At 71.2% G+C, this 21,647-nt stretch carries 15 protein-coding genes; 11 read left to right on the top strand and 4 right to left on the bottom strand.

The window, feature by feature from the left end; genetic code table 11:
- Positions 1 to 140 precede the first annotated feature (140 nt).
- Positions 141 to 623, top strand: a complete 483-nt coding sequence (locus QC818_RS01100; protein WP_309650981.1) for an Lrp/AsnC family transcriptional regulator — start codon at positions 141 to 143, stop codon at positions 621 to 623.
- An 18-nt stretch (positions 624 to 641) separates the two neighbouring features.
- On the opposite strand, the gene QC818_RS01095 is transcribed toward QC818_RS01100, so the two are convergent.
- Positions 642 to 1,589 (bottom strand): LysR family transcriptional regulator, encoded by a 948-nt coding sequence (locus tag QC818_RS01095; RefSeq protein ID WP_309650980.1) that lies wholly within the window; start codon positions 1,587 to 1,589, stop codon positions 642 to 644.
- A gap of 85 nt (positions 1,590 to 1,674) precedes the next feature.
- Between QC818_RS01095 and QC818_RS01090 the strand changes: the two genes are divergently transcribed.
- Complete coding sequence (locus QC818_RS01090; RefSeq protein WP_309650979.1) at positions 1,675 to 2,619, top strand: carbon-nitrogen hydrolase family protein; 945 nt, start codon at positions 1,675 to 1,677, stop codon at positions 2,617 to 2,619.
- Between the two features lie 192 nt (positions 2,620 to 2,811).
- On the opposite strand, the gene QC818_RS01085 is transcribed toward QC818_RS01090, so the two are convergent.
- Positions 2,812 to 3,480: a DUF1028 domain-containing protein gene (locus tag QC818_RS01085; RefSeq protein WP_309650978.1), complete on the bottom strand. Its 669-nt coding sequence runs from the start codon at positions 3,478 to 3,480 to the stop codon at positions 2,812 to 2,814.
- Between the two features lie 203 nt (positions 3,481 to 3,683).
- On the opposite strand from QC818_RS01085, the gene QC818_RS01080 reads away from it, so the two are divergent.
- The 5 genes from QC818_RS01080 to QC818_RS01060 all read left to right on the top strand — a co-directional run bounded on the left by QC818_RS01080 (position 3,684) and on the right by QC818_RS01060 (position 9,698).
- Entirely contained in the window at positions 3,684 to 4,523 is an 840-nt protein-coding gene (locus QC818_RS01080; RefSeq protein ID WP_309650977.1) for a FadR/GntR family transcriptional regulator, read from the top strand.
- Between the two features lie 327 nt (positions 4,524 to 4,850).
- Complete coding sequence (locus QC818_RS01075) at positions 4,851 to 6,113, top strand: allantoate amidohydrolase (protein ID WP_309650976.1); 1,263 nt, start codon at positions 4,851 to 4,853, stop codon at positions 6,111 to 6,113.
- A gap of 61 nt (positions 6,114 to 6,174) precedes the next feature.
- Positions 6,175 to 7,596, top strand: a complete 1,422-nt coding sequence (locus QC818_RS01070; RefSeq protein ID WP_309650975.1) for a YfcC family protein — start codon at positions 6,175 to 6,177, stop codon at positions 7,594 to 7,596.
- A 223-nt stretch (positions 7,597 to 7,819) separates the two neighbouring features.
- Complete coding sequence (locus QC818_RS01065; protein WP_309650974.1) at positions 7,820 to 9,217, top strand: DNA-3-methyladenine glycosylase 2 family protein; 1,398 nt, start codon at positions 7,820 to 7,822, stop codon at positions 9,215 to 9,217.
- The gene (locus QC818_RS01060; protein ID WP_309650973.1) at positions 9,207 to 9,698 is read left to right on the top strand and encodes a methylated-DNA--[protein]-cysteine S-methyltransferase; all 492 of its coding nucleotides are present in this window, start codon (positions 9,207 to 9,209) and stop codon (positions 9,696 to 9,698) included. Before QC818_RS01065 ends, QC818_RS01060 begins: the two co-directional genes overlap by 11 nt.
- A gap of 9 nt (positions 9,699 to 9,707) precedes the next feature.
- Here the strand turns inward: QC818_RS01060 and QC818_RS01055 are convergent, their stop codons facing one another.
- Entirely contained in the window at positions 9,708 to 10,196 is a 489-nt protein-coding gene (locus tag QC818_RS01055) for a metallophosphoesterase family protein (protein WP_309650972.1), read from the bottom strand.
- Between the two features lie 75 nt (positions 10,197 to 10,271).
- On the bottom strand, positions 10,272 to 10,862 hold the full coding sequence (locus tag QC818_RS01050; RefSeq protein WP_309650971.1) for a TetR/AcrR family transcriptional regulator: 591 nt from the start codon (positions 10,860 to 10,862) through the stop codon (positions 10,272 to 10,274).
- Positions 10,863 to 10,956: 94 nt separating this feature from the next.
- Here QC818_RS01050 and QC818_RS01045 point away from each other — a divergent pair, with 94 nt between their 5' ends.
- The 4 genes from QC818_RS01045 to recD all read left to right on the top strand — a co-directional run bounded on the left by QC818_RS01045 (position 10,957) and on the right by recD (position 21,645).
- Positions 10,957 to 11,460 (top strand): HPP family protein, encoded by a 504-nt coding sequence (locus QC818_RS01045; protein WP_309650970.1) that lies wholly within the window; start codon positions 10,957 to 10,959, stop codon positions 11,458 to 11,460.
- Positions 11,461 to 11,531: 71 nt separating this feature from the next.
- Complete coding sequence (gene recC / locus QC818_RS01040; protein WP_309650969.1) at positions 11,532 to 15,173, top strand: exodeoxyribonuclease V subunit gamma; 3,642 nt, start codon at positions 11,532 to 11,534, stop codon at positions 15,171 to 15,173.
- The gene (gene recB / locus QC818_RS01035; protein ID WP_309650968.1) at positions 15,170 to 19,174 is read left to right on the top strand and encodes an exodeoxyribonuclease V subunit beta; all 4,005 of its coding nucleotides are present in this window, start codon (positions 15,170 to 15,172) and stop codon (positions 19,172 to 19,174) included. Before recC ends, recB begins: the two co-directional genes overlap by 4 nt.
- The gene (gene recD, locus QC818_RS01030; protein ID WP_309650967.1) at positions 19,171 to 21,645 is read left to right on the top strand and encodes an exodeoxyribonuclease V subunit alpha; all 2,475 of its coding nucleotides are present in this window, start codon (positions 19,171 to 19,173) and stop codon (positions 21,643 to 21,645) included. The genes recB and recD overlap by 4 nt, the downstream gene beginning before the upstream one ends.
- Positions 21,646 to 21,647 lie beyond the last annotated feature (2 nt).

The following is a 21,647-nucleotide window of genomic DNA, read 5'->3' as shown; positions in this document are numbered from 1 at the left end:
CTGAAGCCTCCGGGGCCATGCCGATATTGGGTTGAATACCGGCATTCTAGAGGCAGAGGCGCGCGGCGGGGTTGCGTTTTGCGCTCCTGGCGGCCAGGGTATGCGCAAATATCTTGCATGAACCATGCAGAGAACGAAAAATGCTCTCCCTCGATCGCTTCGACCTGAAGATCCTGCACGCCCTGCAGCAGGATGCGCGCCTCACCCTGGGCACCCTGTCCGAGACGGTGGCCCTCTCGGCCAGCCAGTGCTCGCGGCGGATCGCCCGCCTCGAGCGGGAGGGCGTCATCCAGGGCTACTCGCTGCGGCTGGCCCCGGCGTCCCTGGGCCTGTCGGTGACCGCCTTCATCTTCGTCTCCGTGGACAAGCACCGCATGAACACGCCCCAGCAGGCCGTGGCCGCCCTGCTGGCCCGGGACGAGGTCATCGAGTGCCATGCCATCACCGGCAACCACGACTTCATCCTCAAGGTGGTGATCGAGGACCTCGGCGCGCTGTCGCGCTTCCTCTCCGAGGCCGTGAGCTCCCTCGACGGGCTGCGCGACGTCGCCACCCAGGTCGCCATGGACACCCTCAAGACCAATGGCCCGCTGAAGGTGGCGAACGACTCGTCCAAGGCCTGACGCCGCGCGGCCGAGCGACTAGCGCACCGGGTGGCCTCCATCGGTTCGAGGCATCGCCCCCGCCGCATCGAAGCACTCCGCGACCAGTTGTCGTACCGCGGTCAACACCGCATCGTTCGCATCGGCCGTTCGCCACCCCAGCTCGATCGGAAACTGGGGCAAGGGTAGCGGACAAGGCACGACTCGCAGCCCCGTCATGTTCGCGATGGAGGCGGCAGCGTGCTCGGGGATCGTCGCAATGGCCAGGGTCCCCTTCAGCAAGTGGGGCAGCGCCGCGAAGTGCGTCGTGGCGGCCAGCACGCGACGCGATACCCCCCGTTCGGCCAATGCGTCGTCGACAAGACCGACGAAGCCGCCCGAAGACACCAGGATGTGCGCCGCCGAAACGAAGCGCTCGATATCCAGCTCGGCCGAGGTCCAGTGCTCAGGGTCCAAGACGCAGGCGTAGCCCGCCTTGCCGAGCAGGAGCCGGCTCAATCCGCTTCTTGCCAGGCCCCCGGAACTGATCGCCAGATCGAGACTGCGCCCTGCCAGGGCATCGGCGACCACCTGGCTGTGGGTCTGCCGAAAGATGAGCCGCAACCCCGGCAGCCTCTCGGCCGCAAGCGCCATCAGGCGCGACCCGAGGGCGATCTCGAAGTCGTCGGAAAGTCCTATCGTCACCGAGCGCCCCTCGAAGCTGCGCGTCGTCGTCGACACCAGGGCCAGGCTCTGGCGCATCTTGTTCAGGGCGTCGGAGACGATCGGCTGCAGCTGCTGGGCAAGCAGCGTCGGTGCGAGGCCGCGTCCCGTGCGCTGGAACAGGGCGTCGCCATACAGCGTTCTCAGCCGCCCGAGGGCCGCACTCACCGCCGACTGCGTCACCCCGAGCCGCATCGCGGCGCGGCTTGCACTGCCTTCGTCATAGAGCGCTTCGAAGACCTTGAGCAGGTTCAGGTCGGCCCTAGAGACATCAATATCATTCATATCAAATAGAAAGGAATCTACCTTAATTTATGCCCTGTCAGCCTATAGCATCCTGGCATCACTTACCTGCTCAAGGTCTCGCACCATGTCGCGAACGACGGTCGCCGCCCTCCAGCTCGGCTCACTCCCCTCCGGAAAGGCCGACACCCTGGACCTGATCCTTTCCTACGAAGCCCCGATCATCGAAGCCGGCGCCACGCTGGTGGTGCTGCCGGAGGCCGTTCTCGGCGGCTATCCCAAGGGGGAAATCTTCGGCACGCGGCTTGGCTTCCGGCTCCCCGAGGGCCGAGAGGCGTTCGCCGCCTACTTCGACAATGCCATCGATGTGCCCGGCGCGGAGACCGAAGCGCTGGCGAGCTTGTCGGCCCGTACCGGCGCAACGCTCGTGGTGGGCGTCATCGAACGTGCAGGCAGTTCGCTTTACTGTTCCGCCTTGTTCTTCGACCCCGCCCGGGGCCTGATTGGCAAGCACCGAAAGCTGATGCCCACGGGGACCGAGCGCCTGATCTGGGGCCAGGGGGATGGTTCGACCCTGACCACCATCGACACCCAGGCGGGGACCGTCGGGGCGGCAATCTGCTGGGAAAACCACATGCCGCTGCTGCGCACCGCGATGTATGCCAAGGGCATTGACGTCTGGTGCGCGCCCACGGTGGATGAACGCGATGTCTGGCAGGCGTCGATGCGTCATATCGCACACGAAGGACGCTGCTTCGTCGTCAGCGCCTGCCAGGTCCAGCCATCACCCGCCGCCCTTGGCATCGATGTCCCCGACTGGGAGGACGATCGTCCCCTCATTCGTGGCGGCAGCCTGATCGTCGGCCCCCTGGGTGACGTGCTGGCCGGGCCCCTGCACGATCAGGCGGGCCTACTGACGGCGGAGGTGGATACCTCCCAGCTCGTTCCGGCTCGCTACGACTTCGATGTCGTCGGGCATTACGCCCGCCCGGACGTGTTCGAACTGTCCGTCGACGAGCGGCCGAAGCCGGGCACCCGCTTTGTCACAGGGGATCCCGGGAAAGAGACCTGAATCCCCTCGCCCGGGAACGGCGACGGCAGGCGCCGCCGCTGCCGGCCCCGCGCCGCGTGCACAGGGGGGCGATGCCGTCCGCTTGTGGAGAGGGGAATAAAGGCACAGAGCCTCGCCGACACTTGCCTGGCCAGGGGCACCCCGCCTCGGGGTACGGGCCGATCACGAGGCGCCCACGGCTGTCGCGCAAGCTCAGTAGCGACCCGGCGCCTCCTCGGTGGGCAAGCGTGAGAGAAAGGCTTGAAAGTCCGAGTCCGCCTGCAGGCGCCGATGTAGCTCGTTCAGCGCCGTCACCGCCTCGCTCGAGTGATCGATGCGCAGATCGAGGGGCAGGCCGCCAGGCGCGCGTACCTTGAGCGCCGCCGAGACCAGCCCCCGCCGGTCGCCGCCGGCCTGCTGGCCCGCCACCAGGGCGGCCAGCAAGGCCTCGGCCAGCGCCTCGCCCGAGGCATTCGCCTGGCGATAGGCCTCGATCATGGCGGGCACCACCTCGTCGCTTCCCAGCATGTTGCCCGCCACCGCCAGCCCGGGCTCGAGATGCAGGTCGCAGACCGGCACGTTGTGCGCCCCGGTCCAGCCCGCCACCTCGCCGCGACTGTCCATCAGTGCCAGCTGGCGCCAGGCCTCGCCCCGGTCGGCGCGGCGCAGCTCGGCCACCGCCGGGGTCACCGCCTCGCCGGCGGCGAGACGCCCCAGGCCGCGCTCGGCGGCCATCACGCTGGTGCTGTAGCCCTGGGTGACGGCAGCCCCGACGCCGGCCTGCAGATGTGGCACGAAGCCCCCCAGGGCGGGGCCGCCCGTGGCACAGGCGACACCCAGGGTGCGCCGGTCAGGCGCCAGGGCGATCAGGCTGAAGGTCATGGGCGACTCCCGTGGCGGCCGCCTCGGTGCTACCGAGGACTGGCAAGGACATTTATCATGACAAATATCACGCCCGCGGGGTGGGCGACAATCGGCCCACCTGGACAGCGCGGTGGAGAACCCGGATCATCGGCCCCGTCGACGGCGGCCCGTCCGCACCGGTCGGTCACGCGTCGCCGGCCGCCCCACCCGAAAGGAGAGTGATGAGCCAGTCACCACGACACACCGCGCGCCGGGCTCGCCCCGAGGTCATCGGCGAGGCGATCAAGGAATACATCGCGCGCCACGCCCTGGGCCCGGGGGATCGCCTGCCCCAGGAATCCCACCTGGTCGAGGCGCTCGACGCCTCCAAGGGCACCATCCGCGAGGCGCTGCGCGGCCTGGCGGCCCAGGGCCTGATCCAGACCCGCACCGGTCCCGGCGGCGGCGCCTTCATCTGCGAGGTGAGCGACGACCGGGCCATGGAGCTGCTGGGCAACTACTTCTTCTTCCGCCCGCCGACCATCCACGACATCTACGAGGTCCGCAAGCAGCTCCAGCCCGCCATGGTGGCCAGCCTCGAAGGGGTGCTGGACGACGACGCCTTCCGGCGCCTGGAAGCGGTGATGGCCTACTACACCCATCCGCCCGCCTCGCTGGAGGAGGAGCGCACCCAGCGCATCAAGGAGCTGGAGTTCCACCTGGTGCTGGTGGACTACTGCCCCAACCCCCTGCTGGCGCTGATGTGCCGCTTCATGATCCGCCTGCTGATGAGCCTGACGACCTGCCAGCGCATCTACGAGCAGCCCTACCCGGAGTTGCGCCAGCGCGGCTACGACTTCCAGCGCCGCCTGCTCGACGCCCTGCGCGACGACGACATGGACCAGGCGCGCCGCATCATGGCCGAGCACATGCAGGCCGCTCAGGCGCTGATGGAGGCACGGGCAGCCACCCTCGACAAGGCCTTCTTCCGGGCCGACGACACCGCCGACGAGGCCCCGAGCCGCGAGTACCTGGCACTGCGCGACCTCTCGGCCGGCGACCCCGCCGACTCCTCCCGCTAGCCACACGCCCCTCGATCACCGACAGACCCGGTCCGCCTGTGACGGCATCGCCGTGCCCCTGTGGCCGGCCGGTCCCCCCTGCTCCTGCGCCTCGCCCGGGCCGGGCGACTAGACCATCGTCGTAGCCCGCATGGCGACGACCGCCGAGAATTCATCATAACAAATTGTTTTACCCCGATTTCCCCCGGCCATCGGGCGATATGGCGCGCCTGGCAACCAGGGGGCGGCGATTGACAGCGTTCGTCGGGCCCGACTAGCCTCGATTTATCATGATAAATTAACGACGCCAGGGTGGCGCCCGCCGCGACCGCCCGGCAAGGGGAGTCCATGAGTCATTCGTACACGCCGGCGGCCCGACAAGCCTGGCAGTGGCTGGAAACGGCGGCCCGCTTCAGTGAAACCCGCCACCCGGACCGCGAAGGCGTCACGCGCCGCTGCGCCACGCCGGAGCACCGCGCCACCCTGGAGGCCCTGGGCGGCTGGATGCGGGAACTGGGCATGGCGGTGCGGATGGACAACGGCGCCAACCTGATCGGCCGTCACGCCAGCGCGACTCCGGGTGCCCACACGCTGCTGCTCGGCTCGCACCAGGACACCGTGCCCCACGGCGGGAAATACGACGGCATCCTGGGGGTGATCCTGCCGCTGGCGCTGGTCAAGACCCTCAAGGACAACGCCATCGAGCTGCCCTTCCATATCGATGTCGTCGCCTTCAGCGACGAGGAAGGCACGCGCTTCAGCTCGACGCTGCTCGGCTCCAAGGTGCTCGCCGGCACCTTCGACGACGCCATGCTGGACGCCACCGACGATGACGGCATGACGCTGCGCGAGGCCCTCGAGGCCTTCGGCTGCCGCCCCGAGCGCATCGCCGAGGATCGATACGCCCCCGAGGAGGTCCTCGCCTTCCTCGAGGTGCACATCGAGCAGGGGCCGCAGCTCGAGCTCGACGGCCTGCCGGTCGGCGTGGTGAGCGCCATCACCGGCATCGAGCGCCATCGGTTGACCATCCAGGGCCTGGCCGGACACGCCGGCACGGTGCCCATGCACGTGCGCCAGGACGCCCTGGTCGGTGCCGCCGAGGTGATCCGCCTGGTGGATGCCCTGTGCCGGGAAACCGAGGACCTGGTCGGCGTGGTGGGCAAGATCGAGAACGCCCCCAACGGGGTGAACGTCATCCCCCAGAGCACCACCCTCTCCATCGAGCTGCGCTCGCCGCGCGACGAGATCCGGCGCCAGGCCCGGGAGACGCTGCTCGAGCGCATCGATGCCGCGCTGACCGCCTCCCGCCTGGGGCTCGACCACGCCCTGACCTACGAGCAGTCCGCCGTGCAGTGCTCCGGCTGGCTCACCGAGGAGCTGCGGGGCGCCGTGCATGACAGCGGCCTCCCGCCTCGGGTGCTGTTCAGCGGGGCCGGCCATGACGGCCTGGCCATGCGCTCGCTGTGCGACATCGGCATGCTCTTCGTGCGCTGCGAGGGAGGCGTCAGCCACCATCCCGGCGAGGCCATCGAACCCGAGGACCTGACGGCCGCCGTCGAGGTCCTGGTCCGCGTCTGCCAGCGCCTGGCCCAGCGCCAGGACGCGGCATGACACCCCTTCCCGACTCGCTTCATCCTCCACGACAACACCGACAACGTTCCGAGGGTCGACCATGAGCCAATCCCAACAACATACCCAGACCTCGGCCCCATCGGCCTCGACCGCGCCGAAGTGGTACCAGCGCGTGCCGGATCCGATGGTCCTGATCTTCCTGATCCTGGTGGCCGCCTACCTGATGACCTTCATCGTGCCGGCCGGCGAGTACCAGCGCGAAATGCTCGACAACGGCAGGACGTCGGTCATTCCCGACTCCTTCCGCTACCTGGCGGACGTCGCCAACCTCCACGTCTTCGACATCTTCGTGGCCATCCCCGAGGGACTGATCGCCGCCTCGCAGTACCTGTTCATCGTCTTCATCGCCGGCGGGCTGTTCCACATCCTGCAGCGCACCGGGGCCCTGGAGAACGCTATCGGCGTCGCCGTCCACCGGGTGGGCGCCGAACACAGCACCCGCAGCCGCAACCTGATCATCGTCGCCGGGACCTTCATCTACGGCTTCTTCGGCGTGGCCGTCGGCTTCGAGAACAACATCGCCCTGGTGCCCATCGGCGTGCTGATCGCCACGGCCATCGGCTGCTCGCGGCTGGTCGGGGTGACCATGGCCGTGGGCGGCATCGGGGTCGGCTTCGCCCTCTCGCCGATCAACCCCTACACCGTCGGGGTGGCCCAGGGCATCGGCGAGCTGCCGACCTTCTCCGGCTGGGGCCTCAGGACCCTGATGGTGGTCGGCTGCCTGGCCACCCTGAGCGCCTTCATCTGCCGCTACGTGACGCGCGTCGACTATCGCGACGACCAGCCCGCCGAGCTCACCAAGCGGCTCGAGGACTACACCCTGACGCGCCGCGACCTGATCACCCTGGGCATCTTCGTGACAGGGCTGGTCGCCATGCTGGTCGGGGTGTTCAGCCAAGGCTGGTACATCAACGAGATCGCCGGCATGTTCCTGCTGATGGCGATCGTGATCGGCTTCGCCAACGGGCTGGGCGCCAACGAGCTGGTCAAGCAGATGATGGAAGGGGCCTCCACCGTCACCGCCGGCGCCCTGGTGATCGGGGTCGCGGCGTCGATCCAGGTCATCCTCCAGGACGCCCGGATCATCGACACCATCGTCCACGGCCTGAGCGGCCTGGTGGGCGACATGCCGACCGCCCTGGCGGCGGTGGCCGCCAGCGTCATCCAGGGCGTGATCAACCTGTTCGTGCCCAGCGGCTCGGGCCAGGCGCTGGTCACCATGCCGATCCTGATTCCGCTGGCCGACCTGATCGACATGAGCCGCCAGTTGATGATCACCGCCTTCCAGGTGGGCGACGGCCTGACCAACCTGATCGTGCCCACCTCCGGCGGCACCCTGGCCATGCTGGCCCTCGGCCGGGTCTCCTATGCCCAGTGGCTGCGCGTGATCATGCCGCTGATGGTGCTGGTCTATGCCATGTGCTGGGTCGCGCTGATCGCCGGGCACTATCTCGGCTACTAGGTTTGGGGACTGAGCGCGCCTGCCGGAATCGCTCCGGCGGTGCCGAAGCTCATGCACAGGCGAGCGCCCGCCCCCACGCGGGCGCTCGCCTTGCCGGTTGCTTAGCTGCGCCTCGACACGACCGCCCCCATGACGGGACGACGCGCCTCCGGGTCCGATTCCGGCTAGTCCCACCCGCTCCGGGCGATACACTGGGCATCAGGCCCACCCGGAGGAACGCCCCATGCTGGATCCCGCCCGGTGTCGCCGGGCCCGCCTGGCCCGGGACGCCCGCTTCGACGGCCGCTTCGTGGTCGCCGTGACGACCACCGGCATCTACTGCCGCCCCATCTGCCCGGCCACGCCGTCCCGGGAAGCCAACGTGCGCTACTTCGCCAGTTCCCTGGCCGCCGCCGAGGCCGGCTTTCGCCCCTGCCTGCGCTGCCGGCCGGACAGCGCCCCGGACTCCCCGGCCTGGCGGGGCAGCCACACCACCCTCGACCGGGCCCTGCGGCTGATCGACGAGGGCGCCCTCCAGCAAGGGTCGCTGGCGGCGCTGTGCGACCGCCTGGGCATCGGCGAGCGCTACCTGCGCCGCCTGTTCGACCGCCACCTGGGCCTCTCGCCCAAGGCCTACGCCCAGCATCGCCAGTGCCTGTTCGCCAAGCAGCTGCTGCACCAGACGACGCTGCCGATCACCGACATCGCCTACGCCAGCGGCTTTCGCAGCCTGCGGCGCTTCAACGACGCCTTCCGCACGCGCATCGGCCTGGCGCCCCGGGAGCTGCGCCGACGGACGGGCAAGGACGACGAGGGCCTGACGCTGTGGCTGGCCTACCGGCCGCCCTATGCCTGGGAGGCGCTGCGCGACTTCCACGCCAGCCGCGCCATCGACGGGCTGGAGTGGGTCGGCGACGCCCACTATGGCCGGCGGATCCGCTGGGGCGAGGCGACCGGCGCGTTCACCGCCGAGCATGTTCCGGCACGCCACGCCTTCCGGGTACGCCTCACGCTCGACGACCTGGGCGTGCTGTCGCCGGTGGTGCGGCGCATCCGCCGCCTGCTCGACCTGGACGCCGACACGGCCGCCATCGAGGCCCACCTAGCCGAGGCGTTCCCGGACCTCCCACTGATCGAGGGGCTCCGGCTGCCCGGCGTCTGGTCGCCCTTCGAGGCCGGGGTCCGCGCCATCCTCGGCCAGCAGGTGTCGGTGGTCGCCGCACGCCGGCTGGTCAGCCGCCTGGTGCGCGAGCTCGGCGAGCCCGACGGCGACGGCCAGCGCTTCCCCACCCCCGCCGCCCTGGCCAACGACGACCTGGCGTGGCTGCCCATGCCCGGCGCGCGCCGGAATACCCTGCGCCGCTTCGCGGCCTGGTACGCTGGAGACGAGGGCAGCGACGCGCCGGCCGACTGGACCGCCCTCAAGGGCATCGGCCCCTGGACGGCGAACTACGCGGCCCTACGCGGCACCGGCGCCCCGGATGTGTGGCTGGACGGCGACGCCGGCGTGCGCCGGGCCCTGCCCCGCCTCGACGGGGCCGACCCGGCTCGGGCCGCGCCCTGGCGCAGCTACCTGACCCTGCAGCTCTGGTCCCAGGACCTCTCTCACCCCCCAAGGAGGAGCCAAGCCGATGACCGATGACGCCCTGGACTACTACCGGCCGCCGGAGACCGAGGCCCTGGGCCTGATCCGCCTGAGCGCCAAGGAGGCGGGGCTCACCGAGATCGCCTTCGTGCTGGAGGAGGACGCGCCGCCCCGGCCCAACGCCCACACCGAGCAGGCCAGGGCCCAGCTCGCCGAATACTTCGCCGGCCGCCGCCGGGCCTTCGACCTGCCCCTGGCGCCCCAGGGCACCGACTTCCAGCGCCGGGTGTGGCAGGCGCTGGCGACCATCCCCTTCGGCGAGACCCGCTGCTACGCCGAGATCGCCGAGCAGCTTGGCTGCAGGGGCGGCCAGCGCGCCGTGGGCGCGGCCAACGGCAAGAACCCCCTGGCCATCGTGGTGCCCTGCCACCGGGTGATCGGCAGCGACGGCCGGCTCACCGGCTACGCCGGCGGCATCGGCCGCAAGCAGTGGCTGCTGGCCCACGAGGCCGGCGAGATCCCCTTCGAACTGGAGTGAGCCGGTCAGTCACACCGGCAGGTGCAGGATGGCACCGCGCAGGGCGGCCTCGTCGGCCCACAGCTTGCCCAGGGTCAGCGGCAGCGAGAAGCGCCGCCGGCCGGCGCCGCCGGGGTTGAACAGCAAGCGGCCGTCGCGCCACTCGTGGCGCGCCTTGTGGGAATGGCCGTGGAGCACGGCGTCGCAGGCGGTGGTCGCGTCGAAGTCGGCGATGTCGTGCACCAGATGCAGGCGCCAGCCGTTGACCGCGAGGCCCTGATGCCAGGGCAGCGCCTCGGCCCAGGCCGCGGTGTCGACGTTGCCGCGCACGGCGTAGACCGGCGCCAGCGCGCCCAGCCGCTCGAGGATCGCCGCGTCCCGCTCCCGGCCGCCCACATCGCCGAGATGCAGGATCAGCCCGCAGCCCTCAAGCAGCGCCAGCGCCTCGTCGCGCAGGGTGCCGTGGGTGTCGGCGATCACCCCGATCGGGGCATCGAGCTCGAGGGTGGAGGTGTCCATGGGAAAGCTCCCGTCATCCGGTCAGGCCCGCCATGGTGACGCCGCCAGCCTGGACTGGCCAGCACCGCGCCACGCTCAGGGCCGCGTCCAGTCCGCCTCGCCCTCGCGGTCCAGCGGCCGGGCCTCCAGCCCCAGCAGCGGCGCCAGCGCCGCCCAGGCCTCGTCCACGGCCTCCGGGCCGAACAGGTAGGCATTGACGATCATGCCGTCCAGCGTCACTTGCACGAGCCGCGCCATGGGCGACGCCGCCTCGCCGTGCATCCCGACGAGGATGTCCTCGACCAGCGCCCTCACCTCGGCCTTGTGCCGCCGCGAGAGCGCCAGCAGGGAGGCCGGCTCCCGGGCGTATTCCTCGGTCGCCTTGAGGAACATGCAGCCATGGAAATGCTCGGCGGCGAACCAGCGGGCATGCCAGTCGAAGACGGCACGCAGCCGCGCGTCCGTCGAGCCCGCCGACTCGACCGCCGCGGCCAGCGAGGCCATGAAGCGCGCGTGGCGCTGTTCCAGCACCGCCTCCACCAGCGCCTCCTTGCCGGCGAAGTGGTGATAGAGCGTCATCTTCGAGACGCCGGCCTCGTCGCGGATCCGGTCCACGCCGACGGCGTGATAGCCGTATGCCCCGAACAGCCGGGTCGCCGTCGCCAGGATGTCGTCGCGCTTGGCCATGAGCACCTCTCCTCGTCATCGGCTGCCTTGCTTCGATGAGCTCATGCTACTACTGTACAGACCTGTCTGTATATAACCCTGACGAGGCAATTCCATGCTCCACAAGATGAAGGGCGGCGGCCCCCTGCCGGCGCGTCCCGACACCCTCCAGATCCTCACCGGCCTGCTCGGCGGCATCAGCGGCATCGGCCTGGTGGCCTGGCTGACCCGGCTCACCGAGGTGCCGCTGCTCATGGCCCCCTTCGGCGCCACCTGCGTGCTGCTGTTCGCCGCGCCGGGCGCGCCCCTGGCCCAGCCCCGCAACGTGGTCGGCGGCCACCTGGTCTCGGCGCTGGTCGGCCTGGTCGTCATGCAGTGGCTGGGCACCGGGCCGCTGGCCATGGCGGTCGGCGTCGGGGTGGCCATCGCCGCCATGCAGGCGCTGCGGGTGGTGCACCCGCCGGCGGGCGCCAACCCGCTGGTGGTGATGATGTCCGGCGCCGTCGGCTATGACTTCCTGCTGATGCCGGTGCTGGCGGGCTCGCTGAGCCTGGTGCTGGTGGCGCTGCTGATCAACAACCTGGGAACGGAACGCCGCTGGCCCAGCTACTGGCTGTGACGGTGCCGGCTTCATGCGCCCCGCGATTTGCGGCACCATGAAGGCCCGTCCAACGCCGCGAAGGATTCGCCATGCCCCTCAGCCTCTCCCAGGGAACCGAGCTCACTCCCGGCTTTATGGTGGTGCATGGCAATCGCCTGGAGGCGCTGCGCGACCTGGCGGTGGAGTGGCTGCGCAACCATCCGCTGGGCCCGTTGGAGGACGAGGTGATCCTGGTCCAGAGCAACGGCATCAGCCAGTGGCTGAAGCTGGCGCTGGCCGCCGACCCGCCCGCCGGCGCCGGCATCGCCGCGGCCATGGACGTCACCCTGCCGGCGCGCTACCTGTGGCAGGCCTACCGCGCGGTGCTGGGAAGCGAGGCCGTGCCCCCGGCCTCGCCGCTGGACAAGCCACGGCTCGTCTGGCGGCTGATGCGCCTGCTGCCGGAGCTGCTGGATGACGCCACCTTCACGCCCCTGGCGCGCTTCCTGGCCGACGACGCCGACCGGCGCAAGCGCCACCAGCTCGCCGAGCGCCTGGCCGACCTCTTCGACCAGTACCAGGTCTACCGCGCCGACTGGCTTTCCGCCTGGGCCGAGGGCCGCGACGAGCTGATCGACGCCCGCGGCCAGGCCCGGCCGCTGGCCGAGGACCAGCGCTGGCAGCCGGCCCTGTGGCGGCGCCTGCGCGACGACATCGGCGAGGCGGGCCTCGCCACCAGCCGCGCCTGGGTGCATACCCGCTTCCTCGAGGCCTGCCGCGAGCTCACGCCAGGGAGCCCTCAGCGGGGTTCTGGAAAGGGACGGCCACCCGGCCTGCCGCGCCGGGTGGTGGTGTTCGGCATCTCCTCGCTGCCCCGCCAGACCCTGGAGGCGCTGGCCGCGGTATCGAGGGTCAGCCAGGTGATGCTCTGCGTGCACAATCCCTGCCGCCACTACTGGGCGGACATCATCGAGCACAAGGACCTGCTGCGGGCCGCCCGCCGCCGCCAGCGCCAGCGCCCGGGCATGCCGCTGGAGCTCGACGACACCCGGCTGCACCTCCACGCCCAGCCGTTGCTGGCCGCCTGGGGCAAGCAGGGCCGCGACTACCTGCGCCTGCTCGACGAGTTCGACGACCCGGATCACTACCGGGCGCTGTTCGACGCCGAGGCGCTGCGCATCGACCTCTTCGATTCGCCGCTGGAGCAGGCCGAGGCCCCGGGGCTGCTCCAGCAGCTGCAGGACGACATCCTCGAGCTGCGCCCGCCCCGGGAGACCCGCGACACCTGGCCGGCGGTGGACCCGGCCCGCGACCGCAGCCTGCGCTTCCACATCGCCCACAGCCCCCTGCGCGAGGTGGAGATCCTCCACGACCAGCTACTGGCCGCCTTCGACGCCGACCCCACGCTGCGCCCGCGGGACGTGCTGGTGATGGTGCCGGACATCGACACCTACGCCGCCGCCATCCAGGCGGTGTTCGGCCGATTGCCGCCGGACGACCCGCGCCATATCCCCTTCACGCTCTCCGACCAGACCAGCCGCCATCGCCAGCCGCTGTTGGTGGCGCTGGAGGCGCTGCTGCACCTGCCGGAATCGCGGCTCACGGTGAGCGACCTGCTCGACCTGCTGGAGGTGCCCGCCCTGCGCGGGCGCTTCGGCCTGGACGCCGAGGCCCTGCCGGTGCTGCGCCGCTGGATCGAGGGCGCCGGCATCCGCTGGGGGCTCGACGCCGAGCAGCGCGCCCGGCTCGACCTGCCCGGCGGGCTCACCGCCAATACCTGGGCCTTCGGCCTGCGCCGGCTGATGCTGGGCTACGCGGTGGGCCGCAGTACAGAAAACGAGAGCGCCGAGGGCCCCTGGCACGACATCGAGCCCTTCGGCGACATCGGCGGCCTGGAGGCGGCGCTGGCCGGCCCGCTGATGGACCTGCTCGACGTGCTCGAGGCCCAGTGGCGCGCCCTCGCCGAGCCCGCCGACGTGCCCACCTGGTGCCGTCGGCTGCGCGGGCTGCTGGGTGCGTGCTTCGCCGCCGAGGACGAGGCCGACCTCGCCACCCTGAGCCGCCTGGAGGAGCTGCTGGAGGAGTGGCAGGAGACCACCGAGGACGCCGGCCTGAGCGAGGCCCTGCCGCTCTCGGTGGTGCGCGAGCACTGGCTCGGCCAGCTCGACGAAGCCAACCTCTCCCAGCGCTTCCTGGCCGGGGCGGTGAACGTCGCCACCCTGATGCCGATGCGCGCCATCCCCTTCCGCCACGTCTGCCTGCTGGGCATGAACGACGGCGACTACCCGCGCACCCAGCGCCCCCTGGACATCGACCTGATGGGCCACGACTACCGCCCCGGCGACCGCTCCCGCCGCGAGGACGACCGCTACCTGTTCCTCGAGGCGCTGCTCTCGGCCCGCGACGGCCTGATGATCAGCTGGGTCGGGCGCAGCATCCACGACAACGAGCCCCGCCCGCCCTCGGTGCTGCTCGGCCAACTGCGCGATCACCTGGCCGCCGGCTGGCGCCTGGCAGGCGCAGAAGCGGGCGACGACGCCGGCCAGGCCCTGCTCGACGCCCTGACCACCGAACACCCGCTGCAGCCGTTCAGCCGCAGCTACTTTGTGAACAACCCACGGCTGTTTACCTATGCCCATGAATGGCGGGCGGTGCATGCGATCGAGACGGCGCCACAAGGCGCCGCGGACGACGAGCTGCCGCCCATGGCGCTGGACACCGCCCTGCCCCTGGCGCGCCTCGGTGGCTTCCTCAAGGACCCGGTCAAGGCCTTCTTCACCACCCGGCTCGGCGTGTTCCTCGAGCGCGAGGCGCTGGAGAGCCCCGATCACGAGCCCTTCGCCCTGGACGGCCTGGACCACTGGCAGCTCCAGCAGGCGCTGATCGAGGCCGGGCGCCGCGCCGTGGACGCGGGGGAATCGCCGACGCCCGCCGTCCACGACACCCTGGAGCGCCTGGAGCGCGAGGGCCGGCTGGCCATGGGCGGCTTCGCCGAACTGATGCGCGAGCAGCTGGTCGAGCCGCTGGACAAGGTGCTCGGCGACTACGCCGACCAGCTCGAGGCCTGGCCCCACGCCTGGGAGACGCCGGCCGCCGTGTCGCTGGCACTGGCCACCGACGAGGGCCCGCTGCATATCGAGGACTGGCTGGACGGCCTGCGCGAGAACGCCGCCGGCGAGCGCTGCCGGCTGGTGCTGATGACCAGCAGCCTGATCAACAAGGGCAAGTACAATTGGAAGCACTGGCTGGCCCCCTGGGTCGCCCACCTCGCCGGCCAACTCGCCCTGGGTCCCATGACCACGGTGCTGCTCTCCCGGGCCGGCGGCGGCACCCTGGCGCCCATGGATGCGACCACCGCCCGAGCCCACCTGGAGACCATCGCCCGCGCCTGGCGCGCCGGCATGACCGCGCCCCTGCCGCTGGCCCGGGACACCGCCTTCGCCTGGCACGAGAAGGGCGGCGACGAGGGCGCCCTGGCCCGTGTCCTCGGTGGCGATGAGGGCAAAGCGGAGGAAGCCGACCTCAAGGCCTGGAAGGCCGCCGTCCAGGCGTTCGAGGGCAACGACTACAGCCCCGGCGAGCGCGACCGCGATCCCTACCTGGCCCGCCAATGGCGCGACCTGGCGAGCCTCGCGCGCCATCAGGCCGCCGGCCGGGGCTTCACCGAGCTGAGCGCGGCGCTCTACGCCCCGCTGCACGACGCCGTGAAGGCCAAGAAGAACGGGAGTAAGGGCCAGGGAGGCAAGGCATGAGCACCGTAGAAACCCTGCACACGGCCGAGACCCCGCGCCTCGATCCGGTGGCGCTGCCGCTCACCGGCAGCCGGCTGATCGAGGCCAGCGCCGGCACCGGCAAGACCTTCACCATCGCCCTGCTCTACCTGCGCCTGGTGCTCGGCCCGCGCGATGAGGCGGACGCGGCCAGTTTCCCGCGGCCGCTGACCCCGCCGGAGATCCTGGTGGTGACCTTCACCAACGCCGCCACCCAGGAGCTGCGCGACCGCATCCGCGCCCGGCTGGTGGAGGCCGCCGAGGCCTTCCAGCCCGACGCTGTATCGGGTCAGGCGCCCGACGACGCCCCCGACCTGTTCCCCAGCGAAACCGGCGACCTCTTCGCCGAACCGGCGGTGGATAACTCAACGCCGGTGGATAATCCCGCAGCCGACGACGCCGGACCTCAGGACCCGCTGCTGGCCCTGCGCAACAGCTACCCGCGCGAGAGCTGGCCGACCTGCGCGCGCCGGCTGCGGCTGGCCGCCGAGTGGATGGACGAGGCCGCGGTCTCCACCATCCACTCCTGGTGTCACCGCATGCTGCGCGAGCACGCCTTCGACAGCGGCAGCCTGTTCGCCCTGGAGATGGCGCTGGACCAGTCGGAGATGGACCTGGAGATCGCCCGGGACTACTGGCGCAGCTTCTACTACGACCTCGCCCCCGAGGCGCTGGAGATCGTCGCCCGCTACTGGACCACCCCGGACGCCCTCAACGACACCGCCGCCCGGCTGCGCACCCACACCGCCGCCCTGCCCGCGGCGCCGCCACCGGCCGAGGCACTCGATAACTACCGCGAGCAGCGCGCCAAGGCGCTGACCGCGCTCAAGGCCCCCTGGCCGGCCTGGCTCGACGAGCTGGAACAACTGCTCGAGCAGGCGAATGGCCGTAAAGCTTTCGATGCCCGCAAACTCAACGCCAAGAGTCGCGCCAACTGGCTCGCCGCCCTGCGCGACTGGGCGAGCGACCCGGAGCTCGCCTGGCCGGCGCTGACCGACGCCGCCTGGAAGCGCCTGACGCCCGAGGGCCTCGCCGAGATCTGGAAGGAGGACCCGGCGCCCCACCTGCCGGCGCTGGAGGCCCTGGCCGAGCTGCCGGAGAAGCTCGCCGAGCTGCCCGACCCGTTCGCCGACCTGCTCGCCCACGCCGTGCACTGGATGGCCGCGCGCCGCGAGACCGTGCAGCGCCGCCGCGCCGAGCTGGGCCCCGACGACCTGCTGCACCGGCTGGACGCCGCCTTCGCGGGCGAGGCCGGCGAGACCCTGGCCGCGCGCATCCGCGAGCAGTTCCCGGTGGCGCTGGTCGACGAGTTCCAGGACACCGACCCGGTGCAGTACCGGCTGTTCGACCGGGTCTATGCGCTGGAAGACAATCGAGACGACAGCGCGGTGCTGCTGATCGGCGATCCCAAGCAGGCCATCTACGCCTTCCGCGGCGCCGATATCCACACCTACCTCCAGGCCCGGCGCGACACCGCCGGCCGCCACGTCACGCTCGGCACCAACTTCCGCTCCGCCACGCCCATGGTCGAGGCCGTGAACCGGGTCTTCGCCCACGCCGAGGCCAATAATGAAGCCGGCGCTTTCCTGTTCCGTCAAAGGCAATCTGAGTCCCTGGATCAATCGGCGAGCGGAATTAAGCACAAGGCGCACGGCGCACAGGAAGCGAGACATAACGAGGGGTTAGGCGAGCTTTCGAGCACCGCGCAACGCAGTGATTCGTCCGCGCAGCCATTTAGCCAGGGATTCAGTAATCCCGTGCCGTTCACGCCCGTCGAGGCGAACGGTCGCAAGGACTCACTCACCCGCCAGGGCGCCACCCAGCCGGCGCTGACCCTCTGGCACCTGGCCGCCGACGAGACGCTGTCCAAGGGCGCCTACCTCCACGAGCTGGCCGGGCGCTGCGCCACCGAGATGGCCGCCCTGCTGCGCGAGGGCCAGGCCGGGCAGACGGGTTTCTTGAAGGAAGGGGAACTGCGCCCCCTGGCGCCGTCGGACCTGGCGGTGCTGGTCAACAACGCCGGCGAGGCCCGGGCCATCCGCAGCGCCCTGCTGGAGCGCGGCATCCGCAGCGTCTACCTCTCCGACAAGGAGGGCGTGTTCGAGACCGAGGCCGCCGCCGAGCTGGAGGTATGGCTGGCCGCCTGCGCCGCCCCGGACGACGAGCGCTGCCTGCGCGCGGCCCTGGCCACGCCGAGCCTGGGGCTGAGCCTGGCCGAGCTGGACGCCCTGAACGGCGGCCCCCAGCAGGACGAGCTGGCCTGGGAGGCGCGGGTGATGCAGTTCCGCGACTACCACCGCCAGTGGCAGCGCCGCGGCGTGCTGCCCATGCTGCACCGGCTGCTGGCCGACTTCGCCGTGCCCGGCCGGCTGCTGGCGGTGCCCGAGGGCGAGCGACGGCTCACCGACCTTCTCCATCTGGGCGAGCTGCTCCAGGAGGCCAGCGCCGAGATCGACGGCGAGCACGCCCTGCTGCGCTTCTTGGCCGAGTCCCGCGCTCATCCCCAGGCGCAGTCCGACAGCCACCGCCTGCGCCTGGAGAGCGACGCCGACCTGGTGCAGGTGGTGACCATCCACAAGTCCAAGGGCCTGGAATACCCGCTGGTATTCCTGCCCTTCATCGCCGCCTTCCGCCCGGTGAAGCAGGGCGACCTGCCGCTGCGCTGGCACGACGACGACGGCCACCTGCGCCTCTCCCTGGCTGCCGACGAGGCCACCCTGGCCCGCGCCGACCACGAGCGCCTGGGCGAGGACCTGCGCAAGCTCTACGTCGCCCTGACCCGCGCCCGCCACGCCACCTGGCTGGGCCTGGCGCCGCTGGAGGCCATGGAACGCAGCGCCGTCGGCCACCTCATCAAGGGCAGCGCGGCGCTGTCGCCCGACGACCTGCGCCCGGCGCTCGAGGCGCTGGCGCGGGGCGATGGCGAACAAGCCAGCGACGAGGCGACCGTCAGGGTGCAGGACGCCCCCGAGGCCGATGCCACGCCGGTGCACCTGGCCACCGAGACGGAAGCACTGGGCGAGGCCCGCGCGCCGACCCGGGCGATCCGCGAGCACTGGTGGATCGCCAGCTACTCGGCGCTGCGCGCCGGGGCCACGCCGAAGGACGAGAGTGACACCGCCGGCGTCGAGGCCGAACCGGCCCCCGAGCCCACCACCGCCGACGAGGCCACCGCCATGGAGGTGATCGACGAGCCCTTCGACGCCGGCGCCGCCACGGTGAGCGAGGGCTCGCTTCACCGCTTCCCCCGCGGCCCTTCGGCGGGTACCTTCCTGCACGGCCTGCTGGAATGGGCCGGCGAGGAAGGCTTCGCCAAGGTGACGGAAGACGCCGCGCTGCGCGCCGACACCCTGGCCCGGCGCGCCAACCGCCGCGGCTGGGAGGGCCAGATCGCCGCCCTCGAGCAGTGGCTACCGGAGCTTTTGACCACGCCGCTGCCGGTGCCGAATTCGGGTGATAGCGAGGCCGCCCCGCTGCGCCTCGATGCCCTGGACGGCTACCGGGTCGAACTGGAGTTCTGGTTCGCCGCCCATCGGGTGGGCACGCGCAGGCTGGACGAGCTGGTAAGCGAGTACACACTCGGCGGCCGGAAGCGGCCGGCGCTGGAGCCCGACACCCTCAACGGCATGCTCAAGGGCTTCATCGACCTGGTGGTGGAGCACCAGGGGCGCTTCTACGTGCTCGACTGGAAGTCCAACCACCTGGGCGCGGATGACGCCGCCTACACCGAGGCGGCGATGGCCCAGGCCGTGCTCGACAAGCGCTACGACGTGCAGTACTGCCTCTACCTGCTGGCCCTGCACCGGCTGCTCGAGGCCCGGCTGCCGGACTACGACATCGAGCGCCACCTGGGCGGGGCGCTCTACGTCTTCCTGCGCGGCACCCGCGCGCCCTCCCGGGGCGTGCACGCCGAACGCCCGCCGAGCGAGCTGATCCTCGCGCTCGATGCCCTGTTCCGCGCCGCCGAGGAGGACGCCGCATGACCCCGGACAGCCCTATCCACACCCCCGATCTCGCCCCCGAACAGGCGCTGGCGGATCACGCGGCGCTGTTCGCTCTGCTCGACCGCTGGGTGGATCGCGGCTGGCTGCGCTCCCTGGATCGCGCCTTCGCCGCCTTCCTGCATCGCGAGGTAAGCGAGGCCTCACCCCGGCTGCTGCTGGCCGCGGCGCTGGCCAGCCACCAGCTCGGCCGCGGCCACGTGTGCCTGGACCTGGCCCAGACGCTTTCCACCCCGGACCTGGCGCTCTCGCTGCCGCCGGAGGGCGACAGCCTGGAGGATCCGCCGCCGCTGCCCAGCCGGGTGATGGCCGGGCTCGACCTCGCCGCCTGGCGCGCGGCGCTGGCCCAGCCCGAGCTGGTGGCCGCCGGGCCCGGCAGCACCCCGCTGGTGCTCGCCGGCACCGCCGAACGCCCCCGGCTCTACCTGCGCCGCTACTGGCAGCACGAGCAGGATATCCACAGCCGGATCTTCGACCGCCTCCACGAAGACGAAGCCAAAGCCCACTGTAGGAGCGCAGCTTTGCTGCGCGATGGCGCCGACAGGCGCCCAGACGAAGCCCCCCATCCCGATACCGAGCGTAGGAGCGCAGCTTTGCTGCGCGATGGTGCCGACAGGCGCCCAGACGAAGCCCCCCATCCCGATACCGAGCGTAGGAGCGCAGCTTCGCGCCGGTCCGACGCATCGGCGACTGGCGCCAACAGGCGCCCCGTCGATCCCAAAGCCCTGCGCCCGATCCTCGACACCCTCTTCCCTCCCCGCAACACCATCGACTGGCAGAAGGCCGCCTGCGCCCTGGCCGGCCGCTCGCGCTTCGCGGTGATCACCGGCGGCCCCGGCACCGGCAAGACCACCACCGTGGTGCGCCTGCTCGCCCTGCTCCAGGCCATGGCGCTGGGCGAAGGCGAGCAGGCCCTGCGCATCCGCCTGGCCGCGCCCACCGGCAAGGCCGCGGCGCGGCTCAACGAGTCCATCGCCGGCCAGGTCAGGCGCCTGCCCTTCGACAAGCTGGCCGCCCTGTGGCAAGCCGACGAAGCCTCCCTGGGGAAAGACGAGGACTCACAAGACATCTCCAAGGCAGGCAAAGCCTCCCTGTGGGAGCGCAATTTATTGCGCGATAAACCAGCCGAGACGCTCGAGCAAGCGATTCCTACGGAAGTCAGCACGCTACATCGATTACTAGGCTCGCGCCCGGACACCCGCCGCTTCCGCCACGACCGCCATAACCCGCTGCCGCTGGACGTGCTGGTGGTGGACGAGGCCTCGATGGTGGACGTGGGCATGATGGCCGCGATGCTCGAGGCGCTGCCGCCCCGGGCGCGGCTGGTGCTGCTCGGCGACAAGGACCAGCTCGCCTCGGTGGAGGCCGGCTCCATACTCGGCGACCTGTGCGCCCGGGCCGAGGGCGGCCACTACACCCCGGCCACCGCCGAATGGCTGGGTGAGGCCACCGGCCAAGAGTTGCCCGAAGAAACGCTGGACGCCGACGGCCAGCCCCTCGACCAGGCCATCGCCATGCTGCGCGTCAGCCACCGCTTCACCGCCGACAGCGGCATCGGCCGGCTGGCCACGGCGATCAACGACGACCTGGCGCCCGCCGCCAAGCGCAGTGCCATCACCAACGCGCTGACCAAGGGCCTCGCAGACCTCTCGCACCTGAGGCTCTCCGCCGACGACGAGCGCGGCCTGGCCTCCCTGGCCGTGACCGGCTGCCCGGAGCGCTTTCCCCATGCCGGCCAGGGCCGCCGGCATCGCGACGAGACGCTGCCGCCCCCGGTGGGCTATCGGCACTTCCTGAGCGTGATGGCCGAGCGGCGCCCGGCCGACGACGCGGATCAGGACGCCTTCGACGACTGGGCCCGCGCGGTGCTCGCGGCCCACGGCGACTTCCAGCTGCTGTGCGCGCTGCGCCGAGGCCCCTGGGGCGTGGAAGGCTTGAACGAGCGGGTGCGCCAGGCGCTGGAGCGGGAGAAGCTGATCGACAGCCAGGACGGCCGCCAGCGCTGGTACCCCGGCCGCCCGGTGCTGGTGACGAAGAACGACTACGGCCTGGGGCTGATGAACGGTGATATCGGCATCACCCTGGACATGCCGCGCCCGGACTCTTCACTCTCTTCACAGCGCCCGAACAATCCGCCTGGCGACGGCAGCCGCCGCCTGCTGCGGGTGGCCTTCCCCGCCACTGATGGCACCGGCCGCATCAAGTGGGTGCTGCCCTCGCGCCTGCAGGCGGTGGAGACGGTGTTCGCGATGACGGTGCACAAGTCCCAGGGCTCGGAGTTCGCCCACGCCGCCCTGGTGCTGCCCGACGCACCGAACCCCATCCTCACCCGAGAGCTGGTCTACACCGGCATCACCCGCGCCCGCCACTGGCTGACGCTGGTGGAAACCGGCCGCGGCCAGCTGATGGACGCGGCGCAGCGGCGAGTGATGCGGGTGAGTGGCCTGGTGTAGGC

Origin of the sequence: Halomonas koreensis (genome assembly GCF_031451675.1) — a bacterium.
Taxonomy (GTDB): Bacteria; Pseudomonadota; Gammaproteobacteria; order Pseudomonadales; family Halomonadaceae; genus Halomonas; species Halomonas koreensis.
Note: the sequence above shows the minus strand (reverse complement) of the source record. Positions and strands in the feature narration are given on the sequence as shown.

Coding starts and splice junctions, on each gene's coding strand:
- QC818_RS01100 (WP_309650981.1), top strand. CDS start 141: ATGCTCTCCCTCGATCGCTTCGACCTGAAGATCCTGCACGCCCTGCAG.
- QC818_RS01095 (WP_309650980.1), bottom strand. CDS start 1,589: ATGAATGATATTGATGTCTCTAGGGCCGACCTGAACCTGCTCAAGGTC.
- QC818_RS01090 (WP_309650979.1), top strand. CDS start 1,675: ATGTCGCGAACGACGGTCGCCGCCCTCCAGCTCGGCTCACTCCCCTCC.
- QC818_RS01085 (WP_309650978.1), bottom strand. CDS start 3,480: ATGACCTTCAGCCTGATCGCCCTGGCGCCTGACCGGCGCACCCTGGGT.
- QC818_RS01080 (WP_309650977.1), top strand. CDS start 3,684: ATGAGCCAGTCACCACGACACACCGCGCGCCGGGCTCGCCCCGAGGTC.
- QC818_RS01075 (WP_309650976.1), top strand. CDS start 4,851: ATGAGTCATTCGTACACGCCGGCGGCCCGACAAGCCTGGCAGTGGCTG.
- QC818_RS01070 (WP_309650975.1), top strand. CDS start 6,175: ATGAGCCAATCCCAACAACATACCCAGACCTCGGCCCCATCGGCCTCG.
- QC818_RS01065 (WP_309650974.1), top strand. CDS start 7,820: ATGCTGGATCCCGCCCGGTGTCGCCGGGCCCGCCTGGCCCGGGACGCC.
- QC818_RS01060 (WP_309650973.1), top strand. CDS start 9,207: ATGACCGATGACGCCCTGGACTACTACCGGCCGCCGGAGACCGAGGCC.
- QC818_RS01055 (WP_309650972.1), bottom strand. CDS start 10,196: ATGGACACCTCCACCCTCGAGCTCGATGCCCCGATCGGGGTGATCGCC.
- QC818_RS01050 (WP_309650971.1), bottom strand. CDS start 10,862: ATGGCCAAGCGCGACGACATCCTGGCGACGGCGACCCGGCTGTTCGGG.
- QC818_RS01045 (WP_309650970.1), top strand. CDS start 10,957: ATGCTCCACAAGATGAAGGGCGGCGGCCCCCTGCCGGCGCGTCCCGAC.
- recC (WP_309650969.1), top strand. CDS start 11,532: ATGCCCCTCAGCCTCTCCCAGGGAACCGAGCTCACTCCCGGCTTTATG.
- recB (WP_309650968.1), top strand. CDS start 15,170: ATGAGCACCGTAGAAACCCTGCACACGGCCGAGACCCCGCGCCTCGAT.
- recD (WP_309650967.1), top strand. CDS start 19,171: ATGACCCCGGACAGCCCTATCCACACCCCCGATCTCGCCCCCGAACAG.